Annotated in this window: 21 protein-coding genes and 1 tRNA gene; 7 read left to right on the top strand and 15 right to left on the bottom strand. The window is 66.2% G+C overall.

Annotated features, from left to right (window positions below; translation table 11 throughout):
• Window positions 1-26 precede the first annotated feature (26 nt).
• On the bottom strand, window positions 27-932 hold the full coding sequence (locus E7811_RS08455; RefSeq protein ID WP_136394075.1) for a LysR family transcriptional regulator: 906 nt from the start codon (window positions 930-932) through the stop codon (window positions 27-29).
• Window positions 933-1,280: 348 nt separating this feature from the next.
• Here E7811_RS08455 and E7811_RS08450 point away from each other — a divergent pair, with 348 nt between their 5' ends.
• Window positions 1,281-1,526, top strand: coding sequence for a penta-EF hand family protein (locus E7811_RS08450; protein ID WP_136394074.1), 246 nt, complete (start codon window positions 1,281-1,283; stop codon window positions 1,524-1,526).
• 52 nt (window positions 1,527-1,578) lie between these two features.
• On the opposite strand, the gene E7811_RS08445 is transcribed toward E7811_RS08450, so the two are convergent.
• The 4 genes from E7811_RS08445 to ilvD all read right to left on the bottom strand — a co-directional run bounded on the left by E7811_RS08445 (window position 1,579) and on the right by ilvD (window position 6,779).
• A complete protein-coding gene (locus tag E7811_RS08445) occupies window positions 1,579-3,588 on the bottom strand; it encodes an NADPH-dependent 2,4-dienoyl-CoA reductase (RefSeq protein WP_136394073.1) in 2,010 nt (669 codons plus the stop codon).
• Between the two features lie 144 nt (window positions 3,589-3,732).
• Window positions 3,733-4,107: a hypothetical protein gene (locus E7811_RS08440; protein WP_136394072.1), complete on the bottom strand. Its 375-nt coding sequence runs from the start codon at window positions 4,105-4,107 to the stop codon at window positions 3,733-3,735.
• Between the two features lie 14 nt (window positions 4,108-4,121).
• Window positions 4,122-4,895, bottom strand: coding sequence for a DUF6478 family protein (locus tag E7811_RS08435; RefSeq protein ID WP_211092089.1), 774 nt, complete (start codon window positions 4,893-4,895; stop codon window positions 4,122-4,124).
• A gap of 150 nt (window positions 4,896-5,045) precedes the next feature.
• Window positions 5,046-6,779: a dihydroxy-acid dehydratase gene (gene ilvD, locus E7811_RS08430; protein ID WP_136394071.1), complete on the bottom strand. Its 1,734-nt coding sequence runs from the start codon at window positions 6,777-6,779 to the stop codon at window positions 5,046-5,048.
• 128 nt (window positions 6,780-6,907) lie between these two features.
• Here ilvD and E7811_RS08425 point away from each other — a divergent pair, with 128 nt between their 5' ends.
• The 4 genes from E7811_RS08425 (at window position 6,908) to paaK (ending at window position 11,384) form a co-directional block, all read left to right on the top strand.
• Entirely contained in the window at window positions 6,908-7,660 is a 753-nt protein-coding gene (locus E7811_RS08425) for a heparan-alpha-glucosaminide N-acetyltransferase (RefSeq protein ID WP_136394070.1), read from the top strand.
• A gap of 87 nt (window positions 7,661-7,747) precedes the next feature.
• On the top strand, window positions 7,748-8,683 hold the full coding sequence (gene accD, locus E7811_RS08420; RefSeq protein WP_136394069.1) for an acetyl-CoA carboxylase, carboxyltransferase subunit beta: 936 nt from the start codon (window positions 7,748-7,750) through the stop codon (window positions 8,681-8,683).
• Window positions 8,680-9,963, top strand: a complete 1,284-nt coding sequence (locus E7811_RS08415) for a bifunctional folylpolyglutamate synthase/dihydrofolate synthase (protein WP_136394068.1) — start codon at window positions 8,680-8,682, stop codon at window positions 9,961-9,963. Before accD ends, E7811_RS08415 begins: the two co-directional genes overlap by 4 nt.
• A 113-nt stretch (window positions 9,964-10,076) precedes the next feature.
• Window positions 10,077-11,384 (top strand): phenylacetate--CoA ligase PaaK, encoded by a 1,308-nt coding sequence (gene paaK / locus E7811_RS08410; RefSeq protein WP_136394067.1) that lies wholly within the window; start codon window positions 10,077-10,079, stop codon window positions 11,382-11,384.
• A gap of 18 nt (window positions 11,385-11,402) precedes the next feature.
• Here the strand turns inward: paaK and E7811_RS08405 are convergent, their stop codons facing one another.
• From E7811_RS08405 to E7811_RS08360, 10 genes are all read right to left on the bottom strand, one after another.
• Window positions 11,403-11,885 carry an RNA pyrophosphohydrolase gene (locus E7811_RS08405; RefSeq protein ID WP_281277036.1) on the bottom strand — a complete coding sequence of 161 codons (483 nt, stop codon included), beginning with the start codon at window positions 11,883-11,885 and terminating at the stop codon, window positions 11,403-11,405.
• Between the two features lie 41 nt (window positions 11,886-11,926).
• Window positions 11,927-13,267 carry a S41 family peptidase gene (locus E7811_RS08400; RefSeq protein ID WP_136394066.1) on the bottom strand — a complete coding sequence of 447 codons (1,341 nt, stop codon included), beginning with the start codon at window positions 13,265-13,267 and terminating at the stop codon, window positions 11,927-11,929.
• Between the two features lie 7 nt (window positions 13,268-13,274).
• A complete protein-coding gene (locus E7811_RS08395; RefSeq protein ID WP_136394065.1) occupies window positions 13,275-14,432 on the bottom strand; it encodes a murein hydrolase activator EnvC family protein in 1,158 nt (385 codons plus the stop codon).
• Window positions 14,429-15,946, bottom strand: coding sequence for a 2,3-bisphosphoglycerate-independent phosphoglycerate mutase (gene gpmI / locus E7811_RS08390; RefSeq protein ID WP_136394064.1), 1,518 nt, complete (start codon window positions 15,944-15,946; stop codon window positions 14,429-14,431). The genes E7811_RS08395 and gpmI overlap by 4 nt, the downstream gene beginning before the upstream one ends.
• Before the next feature lie 95 nt (window positions 15,947-16,041).
• Window positions 16,042-16,512 carry a 23S rRNA (pseudouridine(1915)-N(3))-methyltransferase RlmH gene (gene rlmH / locus E7811_RS08385; RefSeq protein ID WP_136394063.1) on the bottom strand — a complete coding sequence of 157 codons (471 nt, stop codon included), beginning with the start codon at window positions 16,510-16,512 and terminating at the stop codon, window positions 16,042-16,044.
• Complete coding sequence (gene rsfS, locus E7811_RS08380) at window positions 16,512-16,880, bottom strand: ribosome silencing factor (protein WP_136394062.1); 369 nt, start codon at window positions 16,878-16,880, stop codon at window positions 16,512-16,514. The genes rlmH and rsfS overlap by 1 nt, the downstream gene beginning before the upstream one ends.
• 330 nt (window positions 16,881-17,210) lie before the next feature.
• Window positions 17,211-17,286: transfer RNA gene (locus E7811_RS08375), tRNA-Thr, on the bottom strand.
• Between the two features lie 249 nt (window positions 17,287-17,535).
• Entirely contained in the window at window positions 17,536-18,996 is a 1,461-nt protein-coding gene (locus E7811_RS08370; protein ID WP_136394061.1) for a heme biosynthesis protein HemY, read from the bottom strand.
• 10 nt (window positions 18,997-19,006) lie between these two features.
• A complete protein-coding gene (locus E7811_RS08365; RefSeq protein ID WP_136394060.1) occupies window positions 19,007-20,251 on the bottom strand; it encodes a COG4223 family protein in 1,245 nt (414 codons plus the stop codon).
• Between the two features lie 67 nt (window positions 20,252-20,318).
• On the bottom strand, window positions 20,319-21,032 hold the full coding sequence (locus E7811_RS08360) for a uroporphyrinogen-III synthase (protein WP_168732953.1): 714 nt from the start codon (window positions 21,030-21,032) through the stop codon (window positions 20,319-20,321).
• Between the two features lie 62 nt (window positions 21,033-21,094).
• Here E7811_RS08360 and tsaD point away from each other — a divergent pair, with 62 nt between their 5' ends.
• Window positions 21,095-22,189: a tRNA (adenosine(37)-N6)-threonylcarbamoyltransferase complex transferase subunit TsaD gene (tsaD, locus tag E7811_RS08355; protein ID WP_136394058.1), complete on the top strand. Its 1,095-nt coding sequence runs from the start codon at window positions 21,095-21,097 to the stop codon at window positions 22,187-22,189.
• Entirely contained in the window at window positions 22,186-23,109 is a 924-nt protein-coding gene (locus E7811_RS08350) for an NAD(P)H-dependent glycerol-3-phosphate dehydrogenase (protein WP_136394057.1), read from the top strand. The genes tsaD and E7811_RS08350 overlap by 4 nt, the downstream gene beginning before the upstream one ends.

The following is a 23,109-nucleotide window of genomic DNA, read 5'->3' as shown; positions in this document are numbered from 1 at the left end:
ACAACTCACAATAACCCAAGTCACATTTACCAGTTGTCAGGACCCTTGTCTGCGAAACGCCGCGCCAGAAAGTCGATGAAAGCCCGCACCTTGGGCTGGGTGAAGCGCCCCGGAGGATAGACGGCATAGATGCCCAGCGTTTCGACGGGCAGGCCGGGGATCGCCTCTTCGACCTGGCCCAGACGCAGCGCATCGGCACAAAGGAACGACGGCAGATACGCAATCCCAAGGCCCGAGACCGCCGCATTCAGCAGCGACTGTCCGTCATTGACCGTCAGCCAGCCGGCCGACCGCACCTGCCGCTTTTCCCCGGACGGCGCGGTGACCTTCCACACGTTGCCATTGGCCTGGTTGGAATAGTGCAGCAGCTTGTGGTCGTTCAGATCGTCGATCTTCAGCGGCCGACCGAATTTCTGGAAATAGGACGGTGCGCCGATCATGCGCTTGGTCGTGTCGGTCAGCTTCCGCGCGCGAAGCGAGCTGTCTTCCAGTTCGCCGACGCGGATGGCCATGTCGAACCCCTCCGAGATCAGTTCGACATAGCGGTTGTTCAGCACCATGTTCACGGTGATGTCGGGATATTCCAGAAGGAAATCCCCCAGGATCGGCGACAGCAGGTTCACCCCGAAATCGGTCGCAACCGAAATGCGCAGAAGGCCCGAGGGTGCCGATTGCATCGAGGTGACAAGCGCATCCGCCTCGCCCGCATCGTTCAGAACCCGACGCGCCCTGTCGTAATAGGCCAGCCCGATTTCCGTCGGGCTGACTCGGCGGGTGGTCCGGTTCAGAAGGCGGGCGCCCAGACGGGCTTCGAGTGCCGACACGTGCTTGGACACTGCCGACTTGGAGATGCCCATCTTCTTGGCCGCATCCGTGAAGCCGCCTTGGTCCACGACCGTGGCAAATGCTTCCATTTCTGTCAGTCGGTCCATTGTTTTCCCCATACCAACTTACGCGGGTTGATGACCCTTATTGAAAGCCAAATCAGGCGAGATTGCGGTAAGGGCGCGACAAGTCCGCGGTAATTACGCGGATCGTTAATGGCAGCGAAACAGCCACACGACACCTCCGCCCGCCGATTTTCCCTGTTTCAGTCGGCAAAAAAAGGGACAGGGACTTGCACGGATACAACCTTGGGCGGAATTCCCACCCTCAAATTCAGGCGAAGCGGCGGGGGAATCCCGCCGATCCGCAGACGCTCTGGCGCGGTCGCCGGGCGGCGGCCAAGTTTTTGGGCATGGCACGGCAAGACCGCGTCGCAACCCAAGAAAGGACCAAAGATGAAAACGACGATCTTCGCCCTTCCGCTGATCCTTGCCCCTCTCGCCGCGCTCGCGCAGGACCTGCCCGAAATCGCGGACGCGGACGGCAACGGCACCTGGTCGCTGACCGAACTGCAGACGGTCTATGCCGATCTGACACAGGATGCGTTCACGGCAATGGACGTGAACGCCGACGGCGGCGTGGATGCCGAGGAACTGACCAAGGCGATTGCCGACGGCCTGGTCCCGCCGGTCGCGAACTGACGCAGCGGCGGGCGGGGCAGGCCGGCCACCCCGCCCGCCGTTCCCTGACGTGTTACAGCGTCGCCGCCAGCCGCGCGCCCTGATCGATGGCGCGCTTGGCGTCAAGCTCGGCCGCGACATCCGCCCCGCCGATCACATGCGCAGCGATCCCGGCGGCGGCCAGATCATCGGCCAGCGCACGGTCCGGAACCTGCCCGGCACAGAGCACGACCGTATCCACAGCCAGCACCTCTTGCGCGCCATCGCGGGTGATGTGCAGGCCCTCGGCGTCGATCCGGTCATACCGGACGCCGCCGATCATCTTCACGCCCTTCATCTGCAATGCCGCGCGATGAATCCAGCCCGTCGTCTTGCCCAGCTTGCGCCCCGGTTTTTCCGGCTTGCGCTGCAGCAGCCAAACCTCGCGCGCGGGCGGCTCCGGCTGCGGGCCGGCGGGGGAAAGGCCCCCCGCTGCGACGGACGGATCGGCCACGCCCCATTCCCGCCGCCACAGCGCCGGGTCGGTCGCAGGGCTGTGGCCCCGATGCACAAGGTATTCGGCCACGTCAAAGCCGATGCCGCCCGCACCCACGATGGCAACTCGCGGCCCCACGGGGGCGCCCTTCAGCACGTCGATATAGCCCAGTGCGGTTTCCTGCCCCGGAATCGCCGGATCGCGTGGGGCAACGCCAGTGGCCACCACCACCTCGTCAAAGCCGCGCAGATCGTCGGCCCCGGCCCGCGTGTTCAGGCGCAGCGTCACGCCCGCGCGGTCCAGCATCACGCCGAACCAGTCGACAAGACCGTGAAACTCTTCCTTGCCCGGAACCTGCCGGGCAAGGTTCAGTTGGCCCCCGACGCGGTCGGCCCGATCGAACAGCGTCACCCTGTGCCCGCGTTCCGCCGCGACGATGGCGGTCATCATCCCGGCCGGTCCTGCGCCCACCACCGCCACCGATTTGGCCACCGCAGCGGGTTCGTACCGCAGTTCGGTTTCATGGCACGCGCGCGGGTTGACCAGGCATGACGTCAGCTTGCCGCTGAACGTATGGTCAAGACAGGCCTGATTGCAGGCGATGCAGGGGGCGATTTCCCGCGCCCGCCCTGCTTTCGCCTTGGCCACGAAATCGGCATCCGCCAGGAAGGGCCTCGCCATCGAAACCATGTCGGCTAGACCGTCCGACAGGATGGTTTCGGCCACCTCGGGCGTGTTGATCCGGTTCGAGGTGATGACGGGAATGCCCACCTCGGGCCGCAGCCTGCCGGTCAGGTGGGCAAAGGCCGCCCGCGGCACCGATGTGGCGATGGTGGGCACCCGTGCCTCGTGCCAGCCGATCCCGGTGTTCAGGATCGACGCCCCCGCCGCCTGAATGGCGCGGGCCAGTTGGACGACCTCATCCCAGGTCGATCCGTCGGGGATCAGGTCGATCAGGCTGATCCGGTAGATCAGGATGAAATCCGCACCCACCGAGGCGCGCACCCGCCGCACCACCTCGACCGGAAGGCGCATCCGGTTCTCGTAGGACCCGCCCCAGCGGTCGGTCCGGCGGTTGGTATGGCGGACCAGGAACTGGTTCAGGAAATAGCCCTCGCTTCCCATCACCTCGACGCCGTCATACCCGGCCTCGCGCGCCCGCACGGCGGCGGTGACGATATCGCCGATCTGCTTTTCGATCCCGTCCTCGTCAAGTTCCCTCGGCGGGAAGGGCGAGATCGGCGATTTCAGCGCACTGGCCGAAACGCAATCGGGCCCATAGGCATAGCGTCCCGCATGCAGGATCTGCATCGCGATCCGTCCGCCCGCCTCATGCACCCGTCCGGTGACGATCCGATGATTGGCGATGTCCTGCGCGCCGAACAGCCCCGCCGCCCCGGGAAACACCCCGCCCTCGCGGTTGGGCGCCATGCCGCCCGTCACCATCAGCGCCACGCCGCCCCGCGCCCGCGCGGCATAGAATTCGGCCACCCGGTTCCAGTCCCCGGTTTCTTCCAGACCAGTGTGCATCGACCCCATCAACACCCTGTTGGGCAGGGTCACATGGCCAAGGTCGAGCGGCGAAAGAAGATGCGGGTAATCGGTCATCGGCGGGTCCTCCACCCGCCCTTCATGCCAAACCGGACAGCCGTCTGTCACGGCAAACGCGGCGTCACTTCAACCTGAGGAAAATACCCTCGGGGGGAAGGCCGAAGGCCGAGGGGGGCAGACAGCCCCCCTTTTCGGCGCGTCTCAGCCCGCTGTTTCCAGGCAGTGCCTGCGGAACGCGCGCTTCAACATGTCGAGTTCCGCACGCAGCAGGTCGATCTCGGCGCGCAGGTCGTCTTCCATCGCGACGCCGGTGATCACCGTGAAATGCGCCAGCCTTTCGCCAGATACGCGGTCGTGGATCAGGAAGGTCTGTACACCGTCGTTCAACGTCTCGGCCGGGATCGGCACGCGGACGGCCCATTCGCCCGGTCGGCCCGGGATCTCGGAAACGCCGACACCCTCAAGCGGCCGTTCCAGCAGCGTGACAGTCACCTGCGGCAGGCTGGTCGCGCCGGTCAGCACACCCTCCCACACGCCCTCGCGTATCCGTGTCTTGGTCAGCCTGATGTCGGACATGCGCCCAAATCCCGTTACAGATCCGCCCTCGGGCGGCGACAGAAGGTAACATCCCTCAGGATGATCTGGTTCATCTCGGGTCCTTCAAAGATGAGGTCGACCCAAAGCTTTTCGATCCGCTTCTCGTTCACCTTGGTATAGGCCAGATCGAATTCGACCATGACCTCTTCCTCGTTCAGGGGAAGTTCGCGCACGATCTGCTCGACGTTCGGGCCATGCTTGATGTTCAGCCGGGCGAAGATCTCAAGCGGTTTTTCCATCTCGACGATCACGTCGAGCCGCACCAGATGCCTCAGCTTCAGGCCCTGCACGGCTTCGGGCGGCAGGTCGAGCACCAGAGAAAGGAAGCTGCCATCGAACCGGAACACGTCCATGCGAAAGCCGAACGGGGCGATATCGGCCTCGCGCGTGTTGCGGATCTGGCGGACGGTCAGTTCCGACCGGCGGCAGTCGTGAAACACGGTCGCCCCATCGCAGACGGAGGCACGGCCGGGAACCGTGGACATGCCGGGGACGGGAATCTGGCCCTTCCACAGATCCGGCCGCCATGCCCAATCCGCCCCCATCGGCTTGCGGATCGCGTTGGAGCCGATCACGGGCAGGGCCAAACGGTGTTCGGCCTCGTGAATGACGCGGTCCAGCTGGCGCCGCAACTGCCGGGCCTTCCCGCGCAGATCGCGCAGCGTTTCCAGATCGACCTCGCCCGACTTGTCCGCCAACCCGGCCCAACGTCGCAGGGCGCGCCTCTGCATCAGCCGGTCCATGAACGTATCGGAGAGTTTCGGCATGGGCGGGGGCGCGGCTCTTCTACTGATCGGTCATGACTAAGGGACAATCACTCAATTATTGAGTGTATGGAAACGATTCCCCGATTGTCAGTAAAATGTAAAGCATTTCAGGACGACCGGCGCCCGCGTTCGGACGCCGGCCGGCAGGGATCACTGATCCATGTAGATGTGGCGCTCGGCCTTGGCGCCCGGATGGGTCACCGCGCCCCAACGCGCGCCGCCCACCAGGCGGGCGTACTTGTACAGCGCGCCGCTTTCATACTGGGTGCGACGCGGGCCTTTCCAGTCGGCCTTGCGCTTCGCCAGCTCGTCATCCGACAGCGCGACCGAAATCTCGCCCGTCAGCGCGTTGATGGTGATCACGTCGCCGTTCTTCAGCAGGGCGATCGGCCCGCCATGCGCGGCCTCGGGGCCGACGTGACCCACGCAGAACCCGCGCGTCGCGCCCGAAAAGCGGCCATCGGTGATGAGCGCGACCTTCTTGCCCATGCCCTGCCCGGACAGCGCGGCGGTGGTGGCCAGCATTTCGCGCATGCCGGGGCCACCCGCCGGACCCTCGTTGCGGATCACGATGACCTCGCCTTCCTTGTATTCGCGCTTCTGCACTGCCTCGAAGGCGTCTTCCTCGCATTCGAACACGCGGGCCGGGCCAGTGAAGACCTGTTCGGTCTCGGACATGCCGGCGACCTTCACGATGGCCCCGTCGGGCGCCAGGTTGCCGCGCAGGCCGACGACGCCGCCGGTCTTGGTGATCGGCGTCGCGACCGGATAGATCACCCGGCCATCGGCCTCGCGCGTGATCTCGTCCAGTTCCTCGCCCATGGTGCGGCCAGAGGCGGTGATGCAATCTTCGTGGATAAGGCCCGCCTTGCGCAGTTCCTTCATCACCACGGGCACGCCGCCCACCTCATACAGGTCCTTGGCAACGAATTCGCCACCCGGACGCAGCGACACGAAATAGGGCGTGTCGCGGAAGATGTCGCAGACATCGAACAGGTCAAAGTCGATCCCCGCCTCGTGTGCGATGGCGGGAAGGTGCAGGCCCGCGTTGGTGGAACCGCCCGTGCAGGCGACCACGCGCGCCGCGTTTTCCAGCGCCTTGCGCGTCACGATATCGCGGGCGCGGATGTTCTTTTCGATCAGGTTCATCACCGCCACGCCCGAGGCGTCGCCATACTGGTCGCGGCTTTCATAGGGGGCGGGCGCGCCCGACGAATTCAGCAGCGCAAGGCCGATCGCCTCGGACACGCAGGCCATCGTGTTGGCGGTGTATTGCCCGCCGCAGGCCCCGGCCGAGGGGCAGGCGACCCGTTCCAGGATGTCGAGTTCGGCATCGGTCATGTTGCCGGCCTGATGCTTGCCCACGGCTTCGAACACGTCCTGCACCACCACGTCGCGCCCGTTCAGCTTGCCCGGCAAGATCGACCCGCCATAGATGAAGACGCTCGGCACGTTCAGGCGGACCATCGCCATCATCATCCCCGGCAACGACTTGTCGCACCCGGCAAGGCCGACCAGCGCGTCATAGCAATGGCCGCGCATCGTCAGTTCGACCGTGTCGGCAATCGCATCGCGCGAAGCCAGCGACGAACGCATGCCCTCGTGCCCCATCGCGATCCCGTCGGTCACGGTGATCGTGGTGAATTCGCGCGGCGTACCGCCGCCCTTCTTCACGCCCATCTTGACCGACTGCGCCTGACGGTTCAGCGCGATGTTGCAGGGTGCGGCCTCGTTCCAGCAGGTCGCCACGCCAACCCAGGGCTGATGAATTTCTTCCTCGGTGATGCCCATGGCATAGAAATACGACCGGTGCGGCGCGCGGGCCGGTCCTTCGGTCACGTGGCGGCTGGGCAGTTTCGATTTGTCGAAACGGGTGTTGGTCATGGCATCCTCCGGGAATTCGCTGGGCAATGGAATAAAGGGGCAGCGCCAGCGGGGCAAGGCGGATTGCGCCCGGCGCGTATGTCGTTAGGCTTGCCGACGACAGGTCGCCGGCCGAAAGACACTCAGGAATGACCCACGCCTCCGACGTGAACGCTGCAAACGGCGCGATCCACCGCATCCCCGCGCTGGACATCGCGCGCAGTGTCGCGCTGTTGGCGATGGTTGTCTTTCACCTCACCTACGATCTGGCCCTGTTCCGTCTGATCGATCCCGATACGGCCTTCACACCGTTCTGGGCGCTGTTCGCCCGGATGACGGCGGGCAGCTTCCTGTTTCTCGCGGGCGTCAGCCTGTGGCTGGCACATGGGCGGGGCATCAGGTGGCCGTCTTTCCTGCGGCGGCTTGCGATCCTTGCGGCAGCAGCGATCGCCGTCAGCCTAGGGACGAGGTTCGGCATGGGCGAGGCCTGGGTGCGCTTTGGCATCCTGCATTCGATCGCGGCCTGTTCGGTGCTGGGGCTTTTGTTCCTGCGCCTGCCCGCCGCGGTCACGGCCGCCGCGGCCATCGCCGCCTTTTTCGCCCCCGGCTGGATCGCCCCGGGCACCTTTTCCCACCCGGCGTGGGTCTGGCTGGTGCAGGCCGAAGGGCGGCCCGGCATGGTGGATTATGTGCCCCTGCTTCCCTGGGCCGCACCGTTCCTGGCTGGCATGGTGCTGGGGCGCATCGGCACCGCATCCGGCCTGTGGCGCAGCCTTGCCCGGGCCGAAACGCCACTGACACGGCGGCTGTCATGGCCGGGGCGGCACAGCCTTGCGATCTATCTGGTTCATCAGCCCGTGTTGATCGGGCTTGTCTGGGCCTGGGCGCGTTTCGTCGCCTGACGAGATCGCCCCGCCGCGCTTGTGATTGCATTTCGGCCCCCCCCGGCTTATTTCGGGGGCCGAACGATAACCGAAGGGCCAGCCTGCATGAACTGGATCTCGAACTACGTCCGCCCGAAGATCAACTCGCTCTTCTCGCGCCGGGAAGTGCCCGAGAACCTGTGGACGAAGTGCCCCGAATGCGGAACCATGCTGTTCCACCGGGAACTGGCCGACAACCTGAACGTCTGCACCTCCTGCGATCACCACATGGCGATCACGCCGCGCGACCGCTTCAAGGCGCTGTTCGACGGCGGGATCTTCACCGAAGTGAAGGTGCCCGAGCCGCTGGCCGATCCGCTGCACTTCCGTGACCAGAAGAAATACCCCGAGCGGATCAAGGCCGCGCAGAAGGCAACCGGCGAGAAGGATGCCATGCTGGTCGCCGAGGGCGAGATCGCCCGCACCCCCGTTGTCTGCGTCGGGCAGGATTTCGCCTTCATGGGCGGGTCGATGGGCATGTATGTGGGCAATGCCATCATCGCCGGCGCCGAACGCGCCGTGAAACTGAAACGCCCGATGATCCTGTTTTCCGCCGCTGGCGGGGCACGGATGCAGGAAGGCATCCTTTCCCTGATGCAGATGCCGCGCACCACCGTCGCGGTCGAGATGCTGAAAGAGGCGGGGCTGCCCTACATCGTCGTGCTGACACATCCGACGACCGGCGGCGTGACGGCTTCCTATGCGATGCTGGGCGACGTGCAGATCGCCGAGCCGAACGCGCTGATCTGCTTTGCCGGGCCGCGCGTGATCGAACAGACGATCCGCGAAAAGCTGCCCGAAGGCTTCCAGCGCGCGGAATACCTGCTGGATCACGGGATGCTTGACCGCGTGACCCACCGCAAGGACCTGCGCGACGAACTGGTCACGATCCTGCGGATGCTGACCCGTCAGGGCCCGGCGGTGAAGGGCGACCTGCCCGCGCCCGCGGCCGAAACGCCTGCCGCGCCCGAAGCCGCCAAAGCGGAAGCCGCCCGGAAATGACCACGCCGCAGGCGACGGGATCCGACCTGATCCTTGAACGGATGATGACCCTGCACCCCAAGGTCATCGACCTTACGCTTGACCGCGTCCACCGCCTGCTGGCGGCGCTTGGCCATCCCGAACGCGGGCTTCCCCCGGTGATCCATGTCGCCGGGACCAATGGGAAGGGATCCACGCAGGCGATGATCCGCGCCGGTCTGGAAGCGGCGGGCAAGCGCGTGCATGCCTATACATCGCCGCATCTGGCGCGCTTTCACGAACGCATCCGGCTGGCGGGGGATCTGATTTCCGAACCCGCGCTGACCGCGCTTCTGGATGAATGCGTGGCCGCCAATGGCGGTGAAGAGATCACCTTTTTCGAGATCACCACCTGCGCGGCCTTCGCGGCCTTTGCCCGCACCCCGGCGGATTTCACGCTGCTTGAGGTGGGTCTGGGCGGGCGGCTGGATGCCACCAACGTGGTCGAGAAACCGGCCCTGACGATCATCACGCCGGTATCGCTGGACCATCAGCAGTATCTGGGCGAAACCCTGCCAGAGATCGCCGGCGAAAAGGCCGGGATCATCAAGCGCGGCGTGCCCTGCATCGTCGGCCCGCAGGCGCCCGAGGGGCTGGCGGTGATCGAGGCACGGGCCGAACGTCTTGGCGCGCCCCTTTTCGTCCACGGGCAGCACTGGCACGCCTTTGCCGAAGCCGGGCGGCTGATCTATCAGGATGAAAACGGCCTGCTGGACCTGCCCCTGCCGAACCTGCCCGGCCCGCACCAGATCCAGAATGCCGGCGCCGCCATCGCGGCCCTGCGCGCCCTGGGATATGGCGAGGCCGCCTGCGAGGCTGCCGTGACGCGCGCCGAATGGCCTGCCCGGATGCAGCGCCTGCGCCGCGGTCCGCTGGTGGACATGGCGCCGGGCGTGGAATTGTGGCTGGACGGCGGGCATAATCCCGCCGGGGGCGAGGCGCTGGCCGCCACGCTGGCACAGATGCCCGCGCGGCCCACCCACCTGATCTGCGGCATGCTGAACACGAAGGACATCGGCGGCTATCTGCGCCCTCTGGCCCCGCATGTGACGGAACTGCACGCGATCTGGATCCCCGGCGAAAAGAACACGCTTCCCGCCGAGGTGACGGCAGGGGCGGCCACCGCTGCCGGCATGAAGGCCACGACCGCCGAAAGCGCCGCGGCAGCGCTGGCGGCGATCACCGCGCACGATCCGGCGGCACGGGTCCTGATCTGCGGGTCGCTTTACCTGGCCGGGGCAATCCTGCGCGAGAACGGCTGACGCGTTCGTCAGAGGCTTGCCACATCGGTGCCAGATTTGCGTGGCTTGGCTTGCATCCGCCCCGGACGCATCTGGTGACCGGGTTTCTTCAAGAGTGAACGAAAGACTGCCCCATGCGCGATCTCAGCCCCAGGCCCGAAGAACTGGAACCGATCGAACTCGCATCCCGAGACGAGATCTCCGCCCTGCAACTCGCGCGGCTGAAACAAAGCCTTGGGCATGCCTATCGGAACGTCGCGCGTTACCGCCAGAAGTTCGAGGCCGCTGGCGTGCATCCCGATGATCTGACCTCGCTGGACGATCTGCGCCGGTTTCCCTTCACCGAAAAGTCTGACCTGCGCGAAACCTTCCCTTTCGGGATGTTCGCCGTTCCGCGCGACAGGGTGATCCGCATCCACGCCTCGTCGGGGACGACGGGAAAACCGACGGTGGTCGGCTACACCCGCAACGATCTTGACATGTGGTCGAACCTGATGGCGCGCAGCCTGCGGGCAGCGGGCACAAGGCCCGGCGATGTGGTCCATGTGGCCTATGGGTACGGGCTGTTCACCGGCGGATTCGGTGCCCATTACGGGGCGGAACGGCTGGGCTGCACGGTCGTGCCAGTTTCGGGCGGAATGACCCCCCGGCAGGTCGCGCTGATCGAGGATTTCGGCGCCACGACGATCTGCGCGACCCCGTCCTACATGCTGTCGATCATGGACGAATACCGCGCCCAGGGTCGCGACCCGGCGGAAAGCCCGTTGCAGACCTCAATGTTCGGGGGGGAACCCTGGACCAACGCGATGCGGGCCGAAATCGAAACCGCCTTCGACATGCATGCCATCGACTGCTACGGACTGTCCGAGGTCATCGGACCCGGCGTCGCAATGGAATGCGTCGAGACCAAGGACGGGCTGCACCTGTGGGAAGATCACTTCTACCCCGAAATCATCGACCCCGAAACCGGCGCGGTCCTGCCTGATGGGGAAGTGGGGGAACTGGTACTGACCTCGCTGACGAAAGAGGCGCTGCCGGTGATCCGCTACCGAACGCGCGACCTGACCCGCCTGCTGCCGGGAACGGCCCGATCCATGCGGCGGATCGAAAAGGTGCGCGGGCGGTCGGACGACATGATCATCCTGCGGGGCGTCAATGTCTTTCCCAGCCAGATCGAGGAACAGATCCTGGCAACGCAGGGTCTGGCGCCGCATTTCCAGATCGAGCTTTCGCGCGACGGCAGGCTGGATTCAATGAAGGTTCTGGCAGAACCGGCAACGGCCTTGCCCGGCGACGCGGCTCTGAGGCTGGCGGGCGGGCTTCAGAAGCGGATCAAGCAGACGCTGGGGATCACCGTGACCGTGGCCCTGCAACCGCCCGGCGGCGTGAAGCGCAGCGACGGCAAGGCGCAACGCGTGATCGACCGCCGCCCGAAGGCATAGGCCCGACGTCCGCCCGGATCAGGCAAGATGCGGGCGGAACGCCTCGATCACCTGTTCATAGACGGCGCGCTTGAACGGAACGATCGCCTTCACCATCTCGTCCGCCGTCACCCATTTCCAGACCGAGAATTCGGGGTGGTCGGTATCGATCCGGATCTGGTCATCCCGGCCGGTGAACCGGAACAGGAACCATTTCTGCTTCTGCCCCCGGAATTTGCCGCCCCAGACCTTTCCCAGCAGTTCGGGCGGCAGATCGTAAGTTACCCACCCCTTGGTCTTTTCCATGAATTCGACCAGGTCGCCGGTCACACCGGTTTCTTCCCACAACTCGCGCAGGGCGGCGGCGCGGGGCTTTTCGCCATCGTCGATGCCACCCTGAGGCATCTGCCAGGCGGCTGTCGGGCTGTCGATGCGCTGGCCGGCAAAGATAAGGCCCGCGTCATTGATCAGCATCACGCCGACGCAGGGGCGATAGGGCAGGTTCAGGGGATCTGTCACGATGGGCGCCGACGGGGCCGGTTGCCCGGCCCCATCCCTTGCTGTCAGGGTTTCGGGGCGATGGCCGAAAGGCCCTTGAGGATATCCACGGCATAGGCCAGCTGATAATCCTCGTCGCGCAGCTTGGCGGCTTCCTCGGCGCGCGCCAGTTCGTCTTCAAGCTGCTTGCGTTCATCCTCGGTCATCGAGTCGTTCGACAGGTTGCCGCGAAGGTCGGCCTCGAACCGGCCATTGTCTTCCGCTTCCGTCTCGGTCTCGGCTTCGGCGTTCGGGTCGCGGCGGGGCTGGTTCACGATGATGTCGGGGGCCACGCCAAGCGCCTGGATCGACCGGCCCGAGGGCGTGTAATACCGCGCCGTCGTCAGGCGCATCGCGCCCTCGCCGCGCAGCGGGATCACCGTCTGGACCGACCCTTTGCCAAAGCTCTTGGTTCCCACGACGATCGCGCGTCGATGATCCTGCAACGCACCCGCCACGATCTCCGAGGCCGAAGCCGAGCCGCCGTTGATCAGCACGACAATGGGCTTGCCCTGGGCCAGATCGCCGGGCGTCGCGTTGAACCGTTCGCCATCGCTGGGATCGCGGCCGCGGGTCGATACGATCTCGCCCTGTTCAAGGAAGGCGTCAGACACGAGGATCGCCTGGTTTAGCAACCCGCCGGGGTTGTTGCGAAGGTCGATCACCACGCCTTCGACGTTTTCCATCCCGCCCAGTTCGGCCACGGATTTGTCGAGCCCTTCCTTCAGCCCCGAGAAGGTCTGGTCGTTGAAGGTGGTCAGGCGCAGCACGATGGTCTTGCCGACCACACGTTCGCGCACGGCGGTCAGCTTGATCGTGTCGCGGATGATCGACACGTCGAAGGGTTCTTCGATCCCTTCACGAACGACGGTGATGATGATCTCGGACCCGACCGGGCCGCGCATCATGTCCACCGCCTGATCCAGCGTCAGGCCAAGAACGGATTCGCCGTCGACATGGGTGATGAAATCGCCCGCCTCGATCCCGGCGGCATCGGCGGGGGTGTCATCCATGGGGGCCACGACCTTGACGAACCCCTGTTCCTGCGTGACCTCGATGCCCAGCCCCCCGAACTCGCCGCGGGTCTGGACCTGCATGTCCTCGAAATCGTCCGGCGGCACATAGCTGGAATGGGGATCAAGCGACGACAGCATCCCGTTGATCGCGGCCTCGATCAGCTTGTCGGTCTCAACCTCCTCGACATACTGGCCGCGGATCCGTTCGAAGATGTCGCCGAACAGGTCGAGCTGTTCATAGACGGACGAAGACGATGCCGCCTCCTGCGCCACAAGAGGCCCGGCAACCTGCGTCGTCAGAACCGCCCCGGCCAGCGTGCCGCCCAGTGCGGCCATCACGAACTTTCTCATCTGTCAGTCATTCCCCTGTTTGGGTTCCTGCTTGTTGCGCTGTTCCGGCGAACCACTCGGACGGGTCAACCGGCTCTGCTCCCAGCCTCAGTTCCAAATAAAGCGTTTCCGTATCCTGTCCGCCACCGCCTTCTTGCATGGAAACCAGGAACTCGGCGGCTCCCGGCTCACCACCACCCATCAAGCCGATGGGGGCGCCTGCGGCGATCACCTCGCCGACAGAGCCATATACGGTTTCAAGCCCCGCCACGATCAAAAGATATCCGTCCCCCGGCTCAAGCACGATCACGTTTCCGTAGTCGAGCAGCGGACCCACATAGCGGATCGTGGCGCCGTTTGGCGACGTGACCAGCGCCCGCGGCCGCGTGGCAAGGACAATGCCGGGGCGGGCCACGCCGCTGGCGTCGGTTTCGTTCGCGCGGCGGATGACCGTTCCCAGAACCGGCAACGGAATGGCCCCCTTTGCGCCGAGGAACGAACCGGTTCCGCCGTCATCGGCTAGGTTCAGCGCCAGCCCCTGGGAAAAGGCATCCAGCGTATCGGCGCTTTCCAGAAGCCCGCGCAGGGTTTCGGGATCTTCGGTAAAGCGCCGGGGCAGTTCCGTCCGGTCCGACATCGCCTGGCTGAGCGCGGAACGCGCCTGTTGCGCGGCAGATAGGCCCCGTTCAAGCGTCTGCCCCGCGGCCACCTGCACCGCGCGCAGATCGCGCATCTCTTCCAACTCTACCCGAAGCGCGTCGGCCTCGGCCTGAAGCGCCGGGGTGACCTCGGACAGCATCATGCCCGACCGCGCCGTCCCCAGTGGGCCCGACGGATGCAGCAGCAACAGCGGCGCGGGATCGCTTTCGATCCGGCTCAGCACGCCCAGAAGCTGCGCGACACGGGCGCGCTTGGCATCGAACTGCAGTTGCAGCGCCGTTTCGCGCACGCGCGCCTGGCGCAGCCCTTCGCGCATCGCGGCAAGGCCCCGTTCATAGGCGCCGATGGTGCGCGTCAGCGCCGCGATGCGATCCTTGGCCGCGGTCGCGCTGTCTAGGTCGGCCACCGCCTGTTCAAGCTCGCGCGCGGCCTCGGCGGCGATGTCACGGACGTCCGCCGCCCGCGCGGCAGGGGCTGCCGCCAGAACCCAGACCATCAGGGCAGAGGCCAGAACCCGCGCGATCATTCGATCAGGCTTTCCCCCGTCATCTCGGGCGGCTTCGGAAGGCCCATCAGTTGCAGCAGCGTCGGGGCAAGATCGGCCAGTCGCCCCGGCCGCAGATGCGCGCCCGCACGCCCACCGACAAGGATGACCGGCACCGGGTTCGTCGTATGCGCGGTGTGAGGCCCACCGGTTTCCGGGTCCACCATCACCTCGCAATTGCCGTGGTCGGCGGTCACGATCATCGCCCCGCCCGCCTTGTCCAGCGCGGCCAGCGCCCGGCCCAGACCCTGATCCACCGCCTCGCAGGCGGCGATGGCGGCGGCCAGATCGCCGGTATGCCCGACCATGTCGGGGTTGGCATAGTTGACCACGATCAGGTCGTAACCGGCCTCGATGGCCGCCACGAAACGATCCGTCACCTCGCCCGCGCTCATTTCCGGCTTCAGGTCATAGGTGGCCACCTTCGGCGACTTCGGCATGAACCGGTCTTCGCCCGTATTGGGCGCCTCGGTCCCGCCGTTCAGGAAGAAGGTGACATGCGGGTATTTTTCCGTCTCGGCCAGGCGGAACTGGGTCCGGCCCTGGCTTGCGACCCATTCGCCAAGGGTGTTGCGGATTTCCTGCTTGGGATAGGCCGTGGTCATGTAGGCGTTGTGGTCCACGGAATAGTCGACCATCCCCAGAAGCGCCGACCACCCCGGCCGACGGCCGGTGTCGAAGGCATCAAAGCCGGGCTGGCCGATCGCTGCCAGGATTTCCCGCGCCCGGTCCGCCCGGAAATTCAGGCAGAACAACCCGTCGCCATCCCGCGCGCCGGCGTAATCGCCGATGACCGTGGGCGCGATGAATTCATCCGTGCCGCCCGCGCGATACGAGACCTCGACTGCCGCCAGCGCATCGGGGGCCGCCTCGCCCTCGCCGCGGACCATCGCGGCATAGGCGCGTTCGACGCGGTCCCACCGGTTGTCGCGATCCATCGCCCAGTAACGGCCGATCACGGTGCCGATGCTGACGCCCTCGGGCAGGCCGGCCAGCAACTGCTGCATGTAGCCCCGTGCCGACGACGGCGGCACGTCACGCCCGTCGGTGATGGCGTGGATCACCACGTCGCAGCCGCCCGCCCGCAGCACCCGCGCCGCCGCCAGCATGTGGGTGATGTGGCCATGCACCCCCCCGTCCGAGACGACGCCCATCAGATGCGCACGGCCTCCCGTCGCCCTGAGCCGGTCGATGAACGACAGGATCGCCGGGTTGCGGTCGAATGATCCCTCCTCGATCGCAAGGTCGATCTGGCCCAGATCCATCGCCACGACCCGCCCGGCACCGATGTTCGTGTGCCCGACTTCGGAATTGCCCATCTGGCCCGTGGGCAGGCCGACGTCCGGGCCATGTGTCACCAGCAGGTTGTGGGGGCAATCCTTCCAGATGCGGTCGAAGTTGGGCGTGCGGGCCAGCGCCGGTGCATTGGCCTCGGTCTCTTCCCGATGGCCCCAACCGTCAAGAATGCACAGGACGACCGGTTTCGAAACGGACATTGGCACGCCTTTCTTTGGTATCCTCGCGCGTTCTACGCCTTGCGCCCGCCCGCTTCAACCGCGCAGCACTGCGCAAGGCGCAGGTTTCCATGTCCTCAGGCGCGATGATAGGGCGTTCCCGCCAGGATGCCCGCCGCGCGATAAAGCTGTTCGGCCAGCATCACCCGAACCAGCATGTGCGGCCAGACCATGCGCCCGAAACTGATCGAGAAATCGGCCCGGTCCCGAAGCGGGGGTGCAATGCCGTCGGCGCCGCCGATCACGAAGGCCACATCCTGCCGACCGCCATCGCGCCATTTCGCAAGCTGTTCGGCGAATTCGGGGCTGGAAAGGACGCGCCCGCGTTCGTCCAGCGTGCAGACCAGCGCGCCAGAGGGGATGGCGCGGTCCAGAAGATCCGCCTCGACCGTCATGCCGCCGCCACGCCTGTCCTCGACTTCGTGTTCGGTCACCGGCCCCAGGCCAAGCCCGCGCCCGGTGCGGTCGAACCGCTGGATGTAATCATCCACAAGGCCGCGCTCCGGCCCGGACCGCAACCGCCCGACCGCACAGAGGTGAACCCGCATCAGGCCTTCGACGCCGCCTGCCCGCTGGGCAGCCACATCTTTTCAAGCTGATAGAACTCGCGCACCTCGGGCCGGAAGACATGGACGATCACATCGCCCGAGTCGATCAGCACCCAGTCGCCGGTTTCCTTGCCTTCCATCTTGCAAAGCAGCCCGAAATCCTGCTTCAGCCGGTCGGCCAGCTTTTCCGCGATGGCCGCGACCTGCCGCGACGAACGGCCCGAGCAGATCACCATGTAATCGGCCATGTCGGAACGACCGCGCAGGTCGATCTGCACGACTTCCTCGGCCTTGTCGTCCTCAAGCGATTGCAGGACCCGTGCCAGAAGCTCTTCGGAAGCAGGCTCGCTATCACCTGCGGCGGTCATACGCGCCGCCCTCGGTCCGACCGGCAGCCCGGTCGCAGGATCAGAATGAGACAGGACATTGTCCTCCAGATGGCGCGCCAAACCCAGGTGGCGCAAGTTAGCGCGATTCTAGCACCCGCTCCCGCAAATCTCAACAATCGGGGGCCAAACGCGAAGCGGAGCCGATATCCCGCCATGGGACGGATGGCAAGCGAAAGCCGTCCGGCACTGCACCTGCGTCAGTGGCGTCGAACGCCGCATCCGCAATCCGACCCTTGGGATCGTCTCGTCCACGCAGTGTGCATGGCGACATCTAAGCTATTGGAACGGAAGGGTTTATCCAGAGAAGACTGGTGCCGCTGAAGGGACTCGAACCCCCGACCCCATCATTACGAATGACGTGCTCTACCAGCTGAGCTACAGCGGCACTCTTCTCTGGCTTGGCCCTACTATGGCCCTGCCAACAATTCAACCCCCGATCTAACTGCTTGGCTTTACACGTCTTTCGCAAGCGGAACCGCTCTTTGCAAATGACGTGCCCGACCAACCGAGCCATACCGACAGCCTTCACTGGCACGGCCCGTTCCGGGTCTGTCCGTGGCCAGCCGCATCGTTTCCCTGATCGGGTCAGAGGCGGTAGCGGGCTATTAGCACCGTCGAAATGCGGTGTGTAGCCCTATTTTTCATTCGGCGGAACAACCTCGGCATCGACCACTTCGGCAGGGGCGTCGGCGGTGTCAGCCTCGGGCTCGGGGGCGACGGGCGTGCCGACCAGAAGCGGCAGCAACTCCGTTCCTGTGGCGCTCGGGCCGGTGCCTTCCGGCGGTTCACGCCAGCTCAGGGTGTCGAACCCGCCGCAGTTCTCGCAGATCGGAACCCATTGCGCATGGATCGCCTGACACTTGTCGCAGCACCATTGCGGGCCACGCGGCGCCGTGAGCGCGCGTGCGAGCCAACCGCGCACGACCGCCTCGTCCGAGCCTTCGCCACGTTCGATGGCCGCCATGACCGCCAGCGACCGCTGGGTCGGGTGCGATGTGGCCAGGTCGCCAAGCGCGCGGCGCGCCGCCGGGAAATCCTCGGCCGTGATGTTGAGTTCCGCCAGAAGTATCCGGGTTTCCGGATCCTCCTTGTGCACATCGGTCAGGGCGCGAAAACGCTTGATCCGGGCCTGCGGGCTTTCATCGGGTTCGATCTCGGCGAAGGCGGCGGCCAGATCGGGATGCGGGCGGGTCGCCCATGCCTTTTTCAGGACGCGTGTCGCATCCTTCTTCTTGCCCGCCTCCATCAAGCCGCGCGCCGCCATGGCCGCAGCCGGGATCAGGTCAGGCGACAGGCGGTTGGCCTCGATCGCCGCTTCGCGCGCCTCGATCGTGGCGTTTTCGTCAAACACCGTTTTCGCTTCCTGAAGCGCAAGCACGGCATCGCGCCGACGATAGACATCGCGGGGCAGGTCGCCGGATTTCAGCTTGGCCCCCAGCGTCGCCCGAGCGCCCTTCCAGTCATGCGCATCGGCCTGCAGCTTCAGCAGGATATCCTGCATCTCGGGGTGCTTGGGTTTCAGCACAAAGGCCTTTTCCGCGAGTTTCAGCGCGGTGGCCGTGTCGCCCTCTTCGATCTTCTGCAACATCAGCCCGCGCACACCGACAAAGCGGGTCTTTTCATCGGCCAGCAGCAGCTTGTAGGCCTCGGTCGCGCGCTTGCCGTCGCCGACCAGTTCGGCGGCCTGCGCCGTCAGAAGCGTCGTCAGTTCCGGCTTGTTGAGGTATTTTTCGGCCTTCGCGGCCCGCACCATTGCCGTGCGACCCTCGCCCGAGGCCAGCGCGATCATCCCGTCGGCAAGGGCCTGATAGCCCTTGCGTTCGCGGTTGCGGTCGAAATAGCGCGAGACGGCGGTTTCATCCCCATTGAGGAACCGCAGGACCGCCACGACAAGCCCCGCGATCTTCATTACCAGCCACAGCGCGAACAGCAGCAGAAGCGTGGCAATCGCCGCCTGCAAGGGGCCAAGCGTCACCTCGTATCCGGCGGCGGCGATGCGGATGCCGCCGTCGGTGTCCATCAGGACACCAGCGCCATAGGTCAGCCCGGCGATGGCCGCGACGAACAACAGAACCTTGAGCAAGGACCAGATCATTTCGCGCCCCTCATTCCGCCAGAGATTGGGTGATGTCCCGGATCGCCTGCATCACGCTCAGGCGCTGACCGGCCATGCCCGCCCAGGTGGCCATTGCCGCCTGCCCGTCTTCGGGCAGCGTTGCGATCAGGTCAAGCGCGGCCTGCAGGTCGTTTTCCCGCACCGCGGCCTCGGCCCGCGACAGGATGGCGTCGGGATCGTCGCCCTCGCGCGGTTCAAGGGACCTCGCATTGGTCTGGGTCTTGAGGAATGTGGCCAGCCGGTCGGTCAGGGCATCGCCTGCCTCGACCTGGACGGAGGCCGCAAGCGCCGCGCGCGCCGGGTCGGCAAACCCGTCCCGCAAGGCGGCAAGCGTCGGGATACCGGCCTCGGCGGCCGCGGTCAGGGCATCGGGCACCGTGACCCCCGCGGACGATAGGGCCTGAAGTTCCCCGGCAAAGGGCTGGCCCGCATCTGCCGCAGCCAGAAGCGCGGTGGCCGCCTGCCGGGCCGCAGCCTGCATCGCGAGGCGCTCGGCCTCGTCCCGCATCTGGGCAGCGTTCGCCTCGGCCTCGGCCAGACGGGCGGCGGCGGCGGCATTCGCGGCCTCGATCTGCGCGGTGATGTCGGCGGCAACATCGGGCTGGCTTGCCAGTTGCGCCTTCAATGCCTCGATCTCGGCCATGACGGGGGCGAGATCGACCTCTGCCGCCGCCGGAGTGGCCTCGATCGCCGCAAGCCTTTCGCCCAATCCCGTCAGACCTTCGGCGGCCGCATCCAGCCTTGCCGCCAGATCCGCCTGGGCCGACTGATTTTCCGTCTTCAGGCCCGCGACGGTTTCCTCAAGGGCCGCGATGGCCCGGGCCTGTTCCGCCAGCGCGGCAGAGGAATCGGACTGCCCCGGGAAGGGCCAGCCATCGGGCTTGATGACCTGCGCGGTCCCGAAACCGATCCCGGCCGCCAGGACACCCCCCAGAAGCGCGGGCAGGAAGGACGATCGCTGCGCCGGTGCCGGTTGCTGAGCGGCGTGAACGGGTTCCGGCGCCGGCCGGATTTCTTCACCGGCGTCGGCGGGCCGGGGGCTTTCGTCATCGGCCGGCAGCACCTCATCCACGTCAGCCGCAGGCGGGGCCACGGTTGCCTCGGCCACCTCCGCTGCGACCGGCGTCGGCTCGGCGGCAACCTCGGGCACGGGTGCGGGTGCTTCATCCGGTTCCGGCAGGATGACCGGCTCCGTTGCGGGAGTCTCTGCAGGCTTGCCCTTTGGTTTCTTCATTCCGTTACCCCCTGACCCGATCCACCCCGTTTCCTTGCGGAAAGCCTAATCACTCGAACACCATCTCTCAACCCGGAGGGCCTGCGTCAATCAGCGCGACCACCGCGCGCCGCATGGACGGGGCATCGGGATTGAGGGCCACCTTGCGCATCCGCACCGACGGCAGATCGACATTGGCGTCAACCGCTTTCGACATCGCCACAACTCCAAGCGGCGCCTTCCCGCCAATCGCCCGATAGGCCGCACAGAACAGGCTGGCCGTCCGGGGCGAAAAAAGCGGGACGATGACGCCGCCCTGCCCCTTCAGCAGGACCTCGGCCGCTGCCGACATCGCCTGCGGAACCTGCCGGTAGGCTATGACAGAAACTGTCTCTATTCCGGCGGCAGTCAATCGTTGCGCAACATCGCCGCGTGTATCCTCGCCGTGCAGGTGGATCAGCCTTCCGGCCGGAGCCTCGCCCCGGATCAGCCGGATCATCGATTCCGCGTCGCCCTCGGCCGGGACGGGCCTGAACCCCGCGGCGGCGGCGGCGGCGGCCGTCCGATCACCCACGCAATAGGCCAGATCCGGCAAGGATGCCCGAAAGGGCAGCGCCGCCTCAACCCCGGTTTCGGAACTGAAGATGACCCCGGAAAACGGGCCCGCGGGCACATCCCGCAGCACAAGGTCGGGCGCCATCAGGGGCGAGATCATGATCTCTGCCACACCCGGCCGCGCCCGTTCCAGATCGGCCGCGAACCGTTCCGATTGCGCCTGCGGGCGGGTCAGAAGAATCGGCATGCGGGATTGTGTGGCCATGCACCCAGTGTTACCTGCGGGGAAAGCCCCTGACAACGACGCCCATGCACCGCCTCACCGTCCTTGGCATAGAATCGAGTTGCGACGACACCGCCGCGGCAGTCGTCCGGCTGGACGCCGGACAGGCGCCGCAGATCCTGTCGTCGGTCGTCAGCGGACAGACGGACCTGCACGCGCCGTTCGGCGGTGTCGTGCCCGAACTTGCCGCACGCGCCCATGCGGAACGCGTCGATCTTTGCGTCGAAGAGGCGCTGACACAGGCAGGCACCGACCTGAACGGGATCGACGCCATCGCCGTGACGGCGGGGCCGGGGCTGATCGGCGGGGTTCTGGCCGGGGTGATGTGCGCCAAGGGGCTGGCCGCCGCCACCGGCCTGCCGCTTGTCGGCGTGAACCATCTTGCCGGGCACGCCCTGACCCCGCGCCTGACCGACGGGCTTGGTTTTCCGTATCTGATGCTGCTGGTTTCAGGCGGACATTGCCAGTTCCTGATCGTCCGGGGTGAAGAGGATTTCACCCGCATCGGCGGTTCTATCGACGACGCGCCGGGCGAGGCATTCGACAAGGTCGCGAAACTGCTTGGCCTGCCGCAACCCGGCGGCCCCTCGGTGGAACGCGAGGCGGAACAGGGCGACCGAAGACGGTTCGCCCTGCCGCGCCCGCTTTTGGACAGACCGGGGTGCGACATGTCCTTTTCCGGGCTGAAGACCGCCGTCCTGCGTGAACGTGACAAGATCCTTGCAGAAAAGGGCGGCCTGACGCGGGCGGATCGCGCCGATCTCTGCGCCGGGTTTCAGGCGGCCGTCACCGATGTGCTGGCGGAAAAGACGCGCCGGGCGATCGGGGATTATCTGGACCTGCGTCCGCATGCGCCTAGCCTTGCCGTTGCGGGCGGGGTGGCCGCGAACACGACCATCCGCGCGAGGCTTGAAACCGTCGCCGCCGACCTCGGGCTTGGGTTCGTCGCACCGCCGCTGTCCCTGTGTACCGACAATGCCGCGATGATCGCCTGGGCCGGGATCGAACGGTTCCGTCACGGCGCGCGCGATGGCCAGGATCTGGTGGCGCGCCCGCGCTGGCCGCTTGACAGCACAGCGCCCGCGCTGATCGGATCCGGCAAGAAAGGGGCGAAGGCATGATCGCGGTTCTGGGGGCGGGGGCGTTCGGCACATCGCTGGCCGTGGCCATCGGCCGCGAACGCCCGGTCACGCTGTGGGGCCGCAACCTGAAACATCGGAGCCAGTCGGCCGTGTCGCTGCCGGAAAACGTCACTGTTTCTGCGGAAATCGGCGATGTCGGGGCCGATACCGTGCTTCTGGCGATGCCCGCGCAGGCGCTGCGCGGCTTTCTGCAAGACAACGCCCCACGTCTGGCCGGGCGCAAGCTGGTCGCCTGCTGCAAGGGTGTGGACCTGCGGCTTGGGCTTGGCCCCGTGGGGGTGATCCGGTCGGTCCTGCCGGGGACAACGGGCGCGATCCTGACCGGCCCCAGCTTTGCCGCCGATATCGCCCGTGGCCTGCCGACAGCGCTGACGCTGGCCTGCGCGGACGATGCCGAAGGGCTGCGGCTTCAGCATGACCTGTCGACGGCGGTGCTGCGGCTTTATCGCACGACCGACGTGGTCGGCGCGGAACTCGGCGGCGCGCTGAAGAACGTGATCGCCATTGCGGCGGGCATCGTCATCGGCGCGGGCCTTGGCGATTCCGCCCGCGCCGCCCTGATGACACGCGGCTTTGCCGAAATGGTGCGCTTTGCCGAAAGCCGGGGCGCCCGTGGCGAGACGCTGACAGGGCTTTCGGGTTTTGGCGATCTGGTGCTGACCTGCACCTCGCCCCAGTCGCGGAATTTCCGTCATGGTCTGGCGCTTGGTTCGGGCCAGCCGGTCGATGAGTCCGCGACCGTCGAAGGCGTCGCGACCGCCCGCGCCGTGACCGATCTGGCCGAACGCGTGGGCATCGCAATGCCCGTTACCGCGATGGTCGCGGCCCTGACCGAAGGCCATGTTACCCTGGCCGAGGCCGTACGCACACTGATGTCCCGCCCGTTGAAACAGGAGTGA

It is taken from the genome of Aliigemmobacter aestuarii (assembly GCF_004799285.1).
GTDB lineage: Bacteria > Pseudomonadota > Alphaproteobacteria > Rhodobacterales > Rhodobacteraceae > Aliigemmobacter > Aliigemmobacter aestuarii.
This window is presented reverse-complemented; position numbering and strand designations above follow the sequence as displayed.

Bases quoted from the DNA above. Each gene is read 5' to 3' on its own strand.
- E7811_RS08455 (WP_136394075.1), bottom strand. From the start codon at position 932: ATGGACCGACTGACAGAAATGGAAGCATTTGCCACGGTCGTGGACCAA.
- E7811_RS08450 (WP_136394074.1), top strand. From the start codon at position 1,281: ATGAAAACGACGATCTTCGCCCTTCCGCTGATCCTTGCCCCTCTCGCC.
- E7811_RS08445 (WP_136394073.1), bottom strand. From the start codon at position 3,588: ATGACCGATTACCCGCATCTTCTTTCGCCGCTCGACCTTGGCCATGTG.
- E7811_RS08440 (WP_136394072.1), bottom strand. From the start codon at position 4,107: ATGTCCGACATCAGGCTGACCAAGACACGGATACGCGAGGGCGTGTGG.
- E7811_RS08435 (WP_211092089.1), bottom strand. From the start codon at position 4,895: ATGCCGAAACTCTCCGATACGTTCATGGACCGGCTGATGCAGAGGCGC.
- ilvD (WP_136394071.1), bottom strand. From the start codon at position 6,779: ATGACCAACACCCGTTTCGACAAATCGAAACTGCCCAGCCGCCACGTG.
- E7811_RS08425 (WP_136394070.1), top strand. From the start codon at position 6,908: ATGACCCACGCCTCCGACGTGAACGCTGCAAACGGCGCGATCCACCGC.
- accD (WP_136394069.1), top strand. From the start codon at position 7,748: ATGAACTGGATCTCGAACTACGTCCGCCCGAAGATCAACTCGCTCTTC.
- E7811_RS08415 (WP_136394068.1), top strand. From the start codon at position 8,680: ATGACCACGCCGCAGGCGACGGGATCCGACCTGATCCTTGAACGGATG.
- paaK (WP_136394067.1), top strand. From the start codon at position 10,077: ATGCGCGATCTCAGCCCCAGGCCCGAAGAACTGGAACCGATCGAACTC.
- E7811_RS08400 (WP_136394066.1), bottom strand. From the start codon at position 13,267: ATGAGAAAGTTCGTGATGGCCGCACTGGGCGGCACGCTGGCCGGGGCG.
- E7811_RS08395 (WP_136394065.1), bottom strand. From the start codon at position 14,432: ATGATCGCGCGGGTTCTGGCCTCTGCCCTGATGGTCTGGGTTCTGGCG.
- gpmI (WP_136394064.1), bottom strand. From the start codon at position 15,946: ATGTCCGTTTCGAAACCGGTCGTCCTGTGCATTCTTGACGGTTGGGGC.
- rlmH (WP_136394063.1), bottom strand. From the start codon at position 16,512: ATGCGGGTTCACCTCTGTGCGGTCGGGCGGTTGCGGTCCGGGCCGGAG.
- rsfS (WP_136394062.1), bottom strand. From the start codon at position 16,880: ATGACCGCCGCAGGTGATAGCGAGCCTGCTTCCGAAGAGCTTCTGGCA.
- E7811_RS08370 (WP_136394061.1), bottom strand. From the start codon at position 18,996: ATGATCTGGTCCTTGCTCAAGGTTCTGTTGTTCGTCGCGGCCATCGCC.
- E7811_RS08365 (WP_136394060.1), bottom strand. From the start codon at position 20,251: ATGAAGAAACCAAAGGGCAAGCCTGCAGAGACTCCCGCAACGGAGCCG.
- E7811_RS08360 (WP_168732953.1), bottom strand. From the start codon at position 21,032: ATGCCGATTCTTCTGACCCGCCCGCAGGCGCAATCGGAACGGTTCGCG.
- tsaD (WP_136394058.1), top strand. From the start codon at position 21,095: ATGCACCGCCTCACCGTCCTTGGCATAGAATCGAGTTGCGACGACACC.
- E7811_RS08350 (WP_136394057.1), top strand. From the start codon at position 22,186: ATGATCGCGGTTCTGGGGGCGGGGGCGTTCGGCACATCGCTGGCCGTG.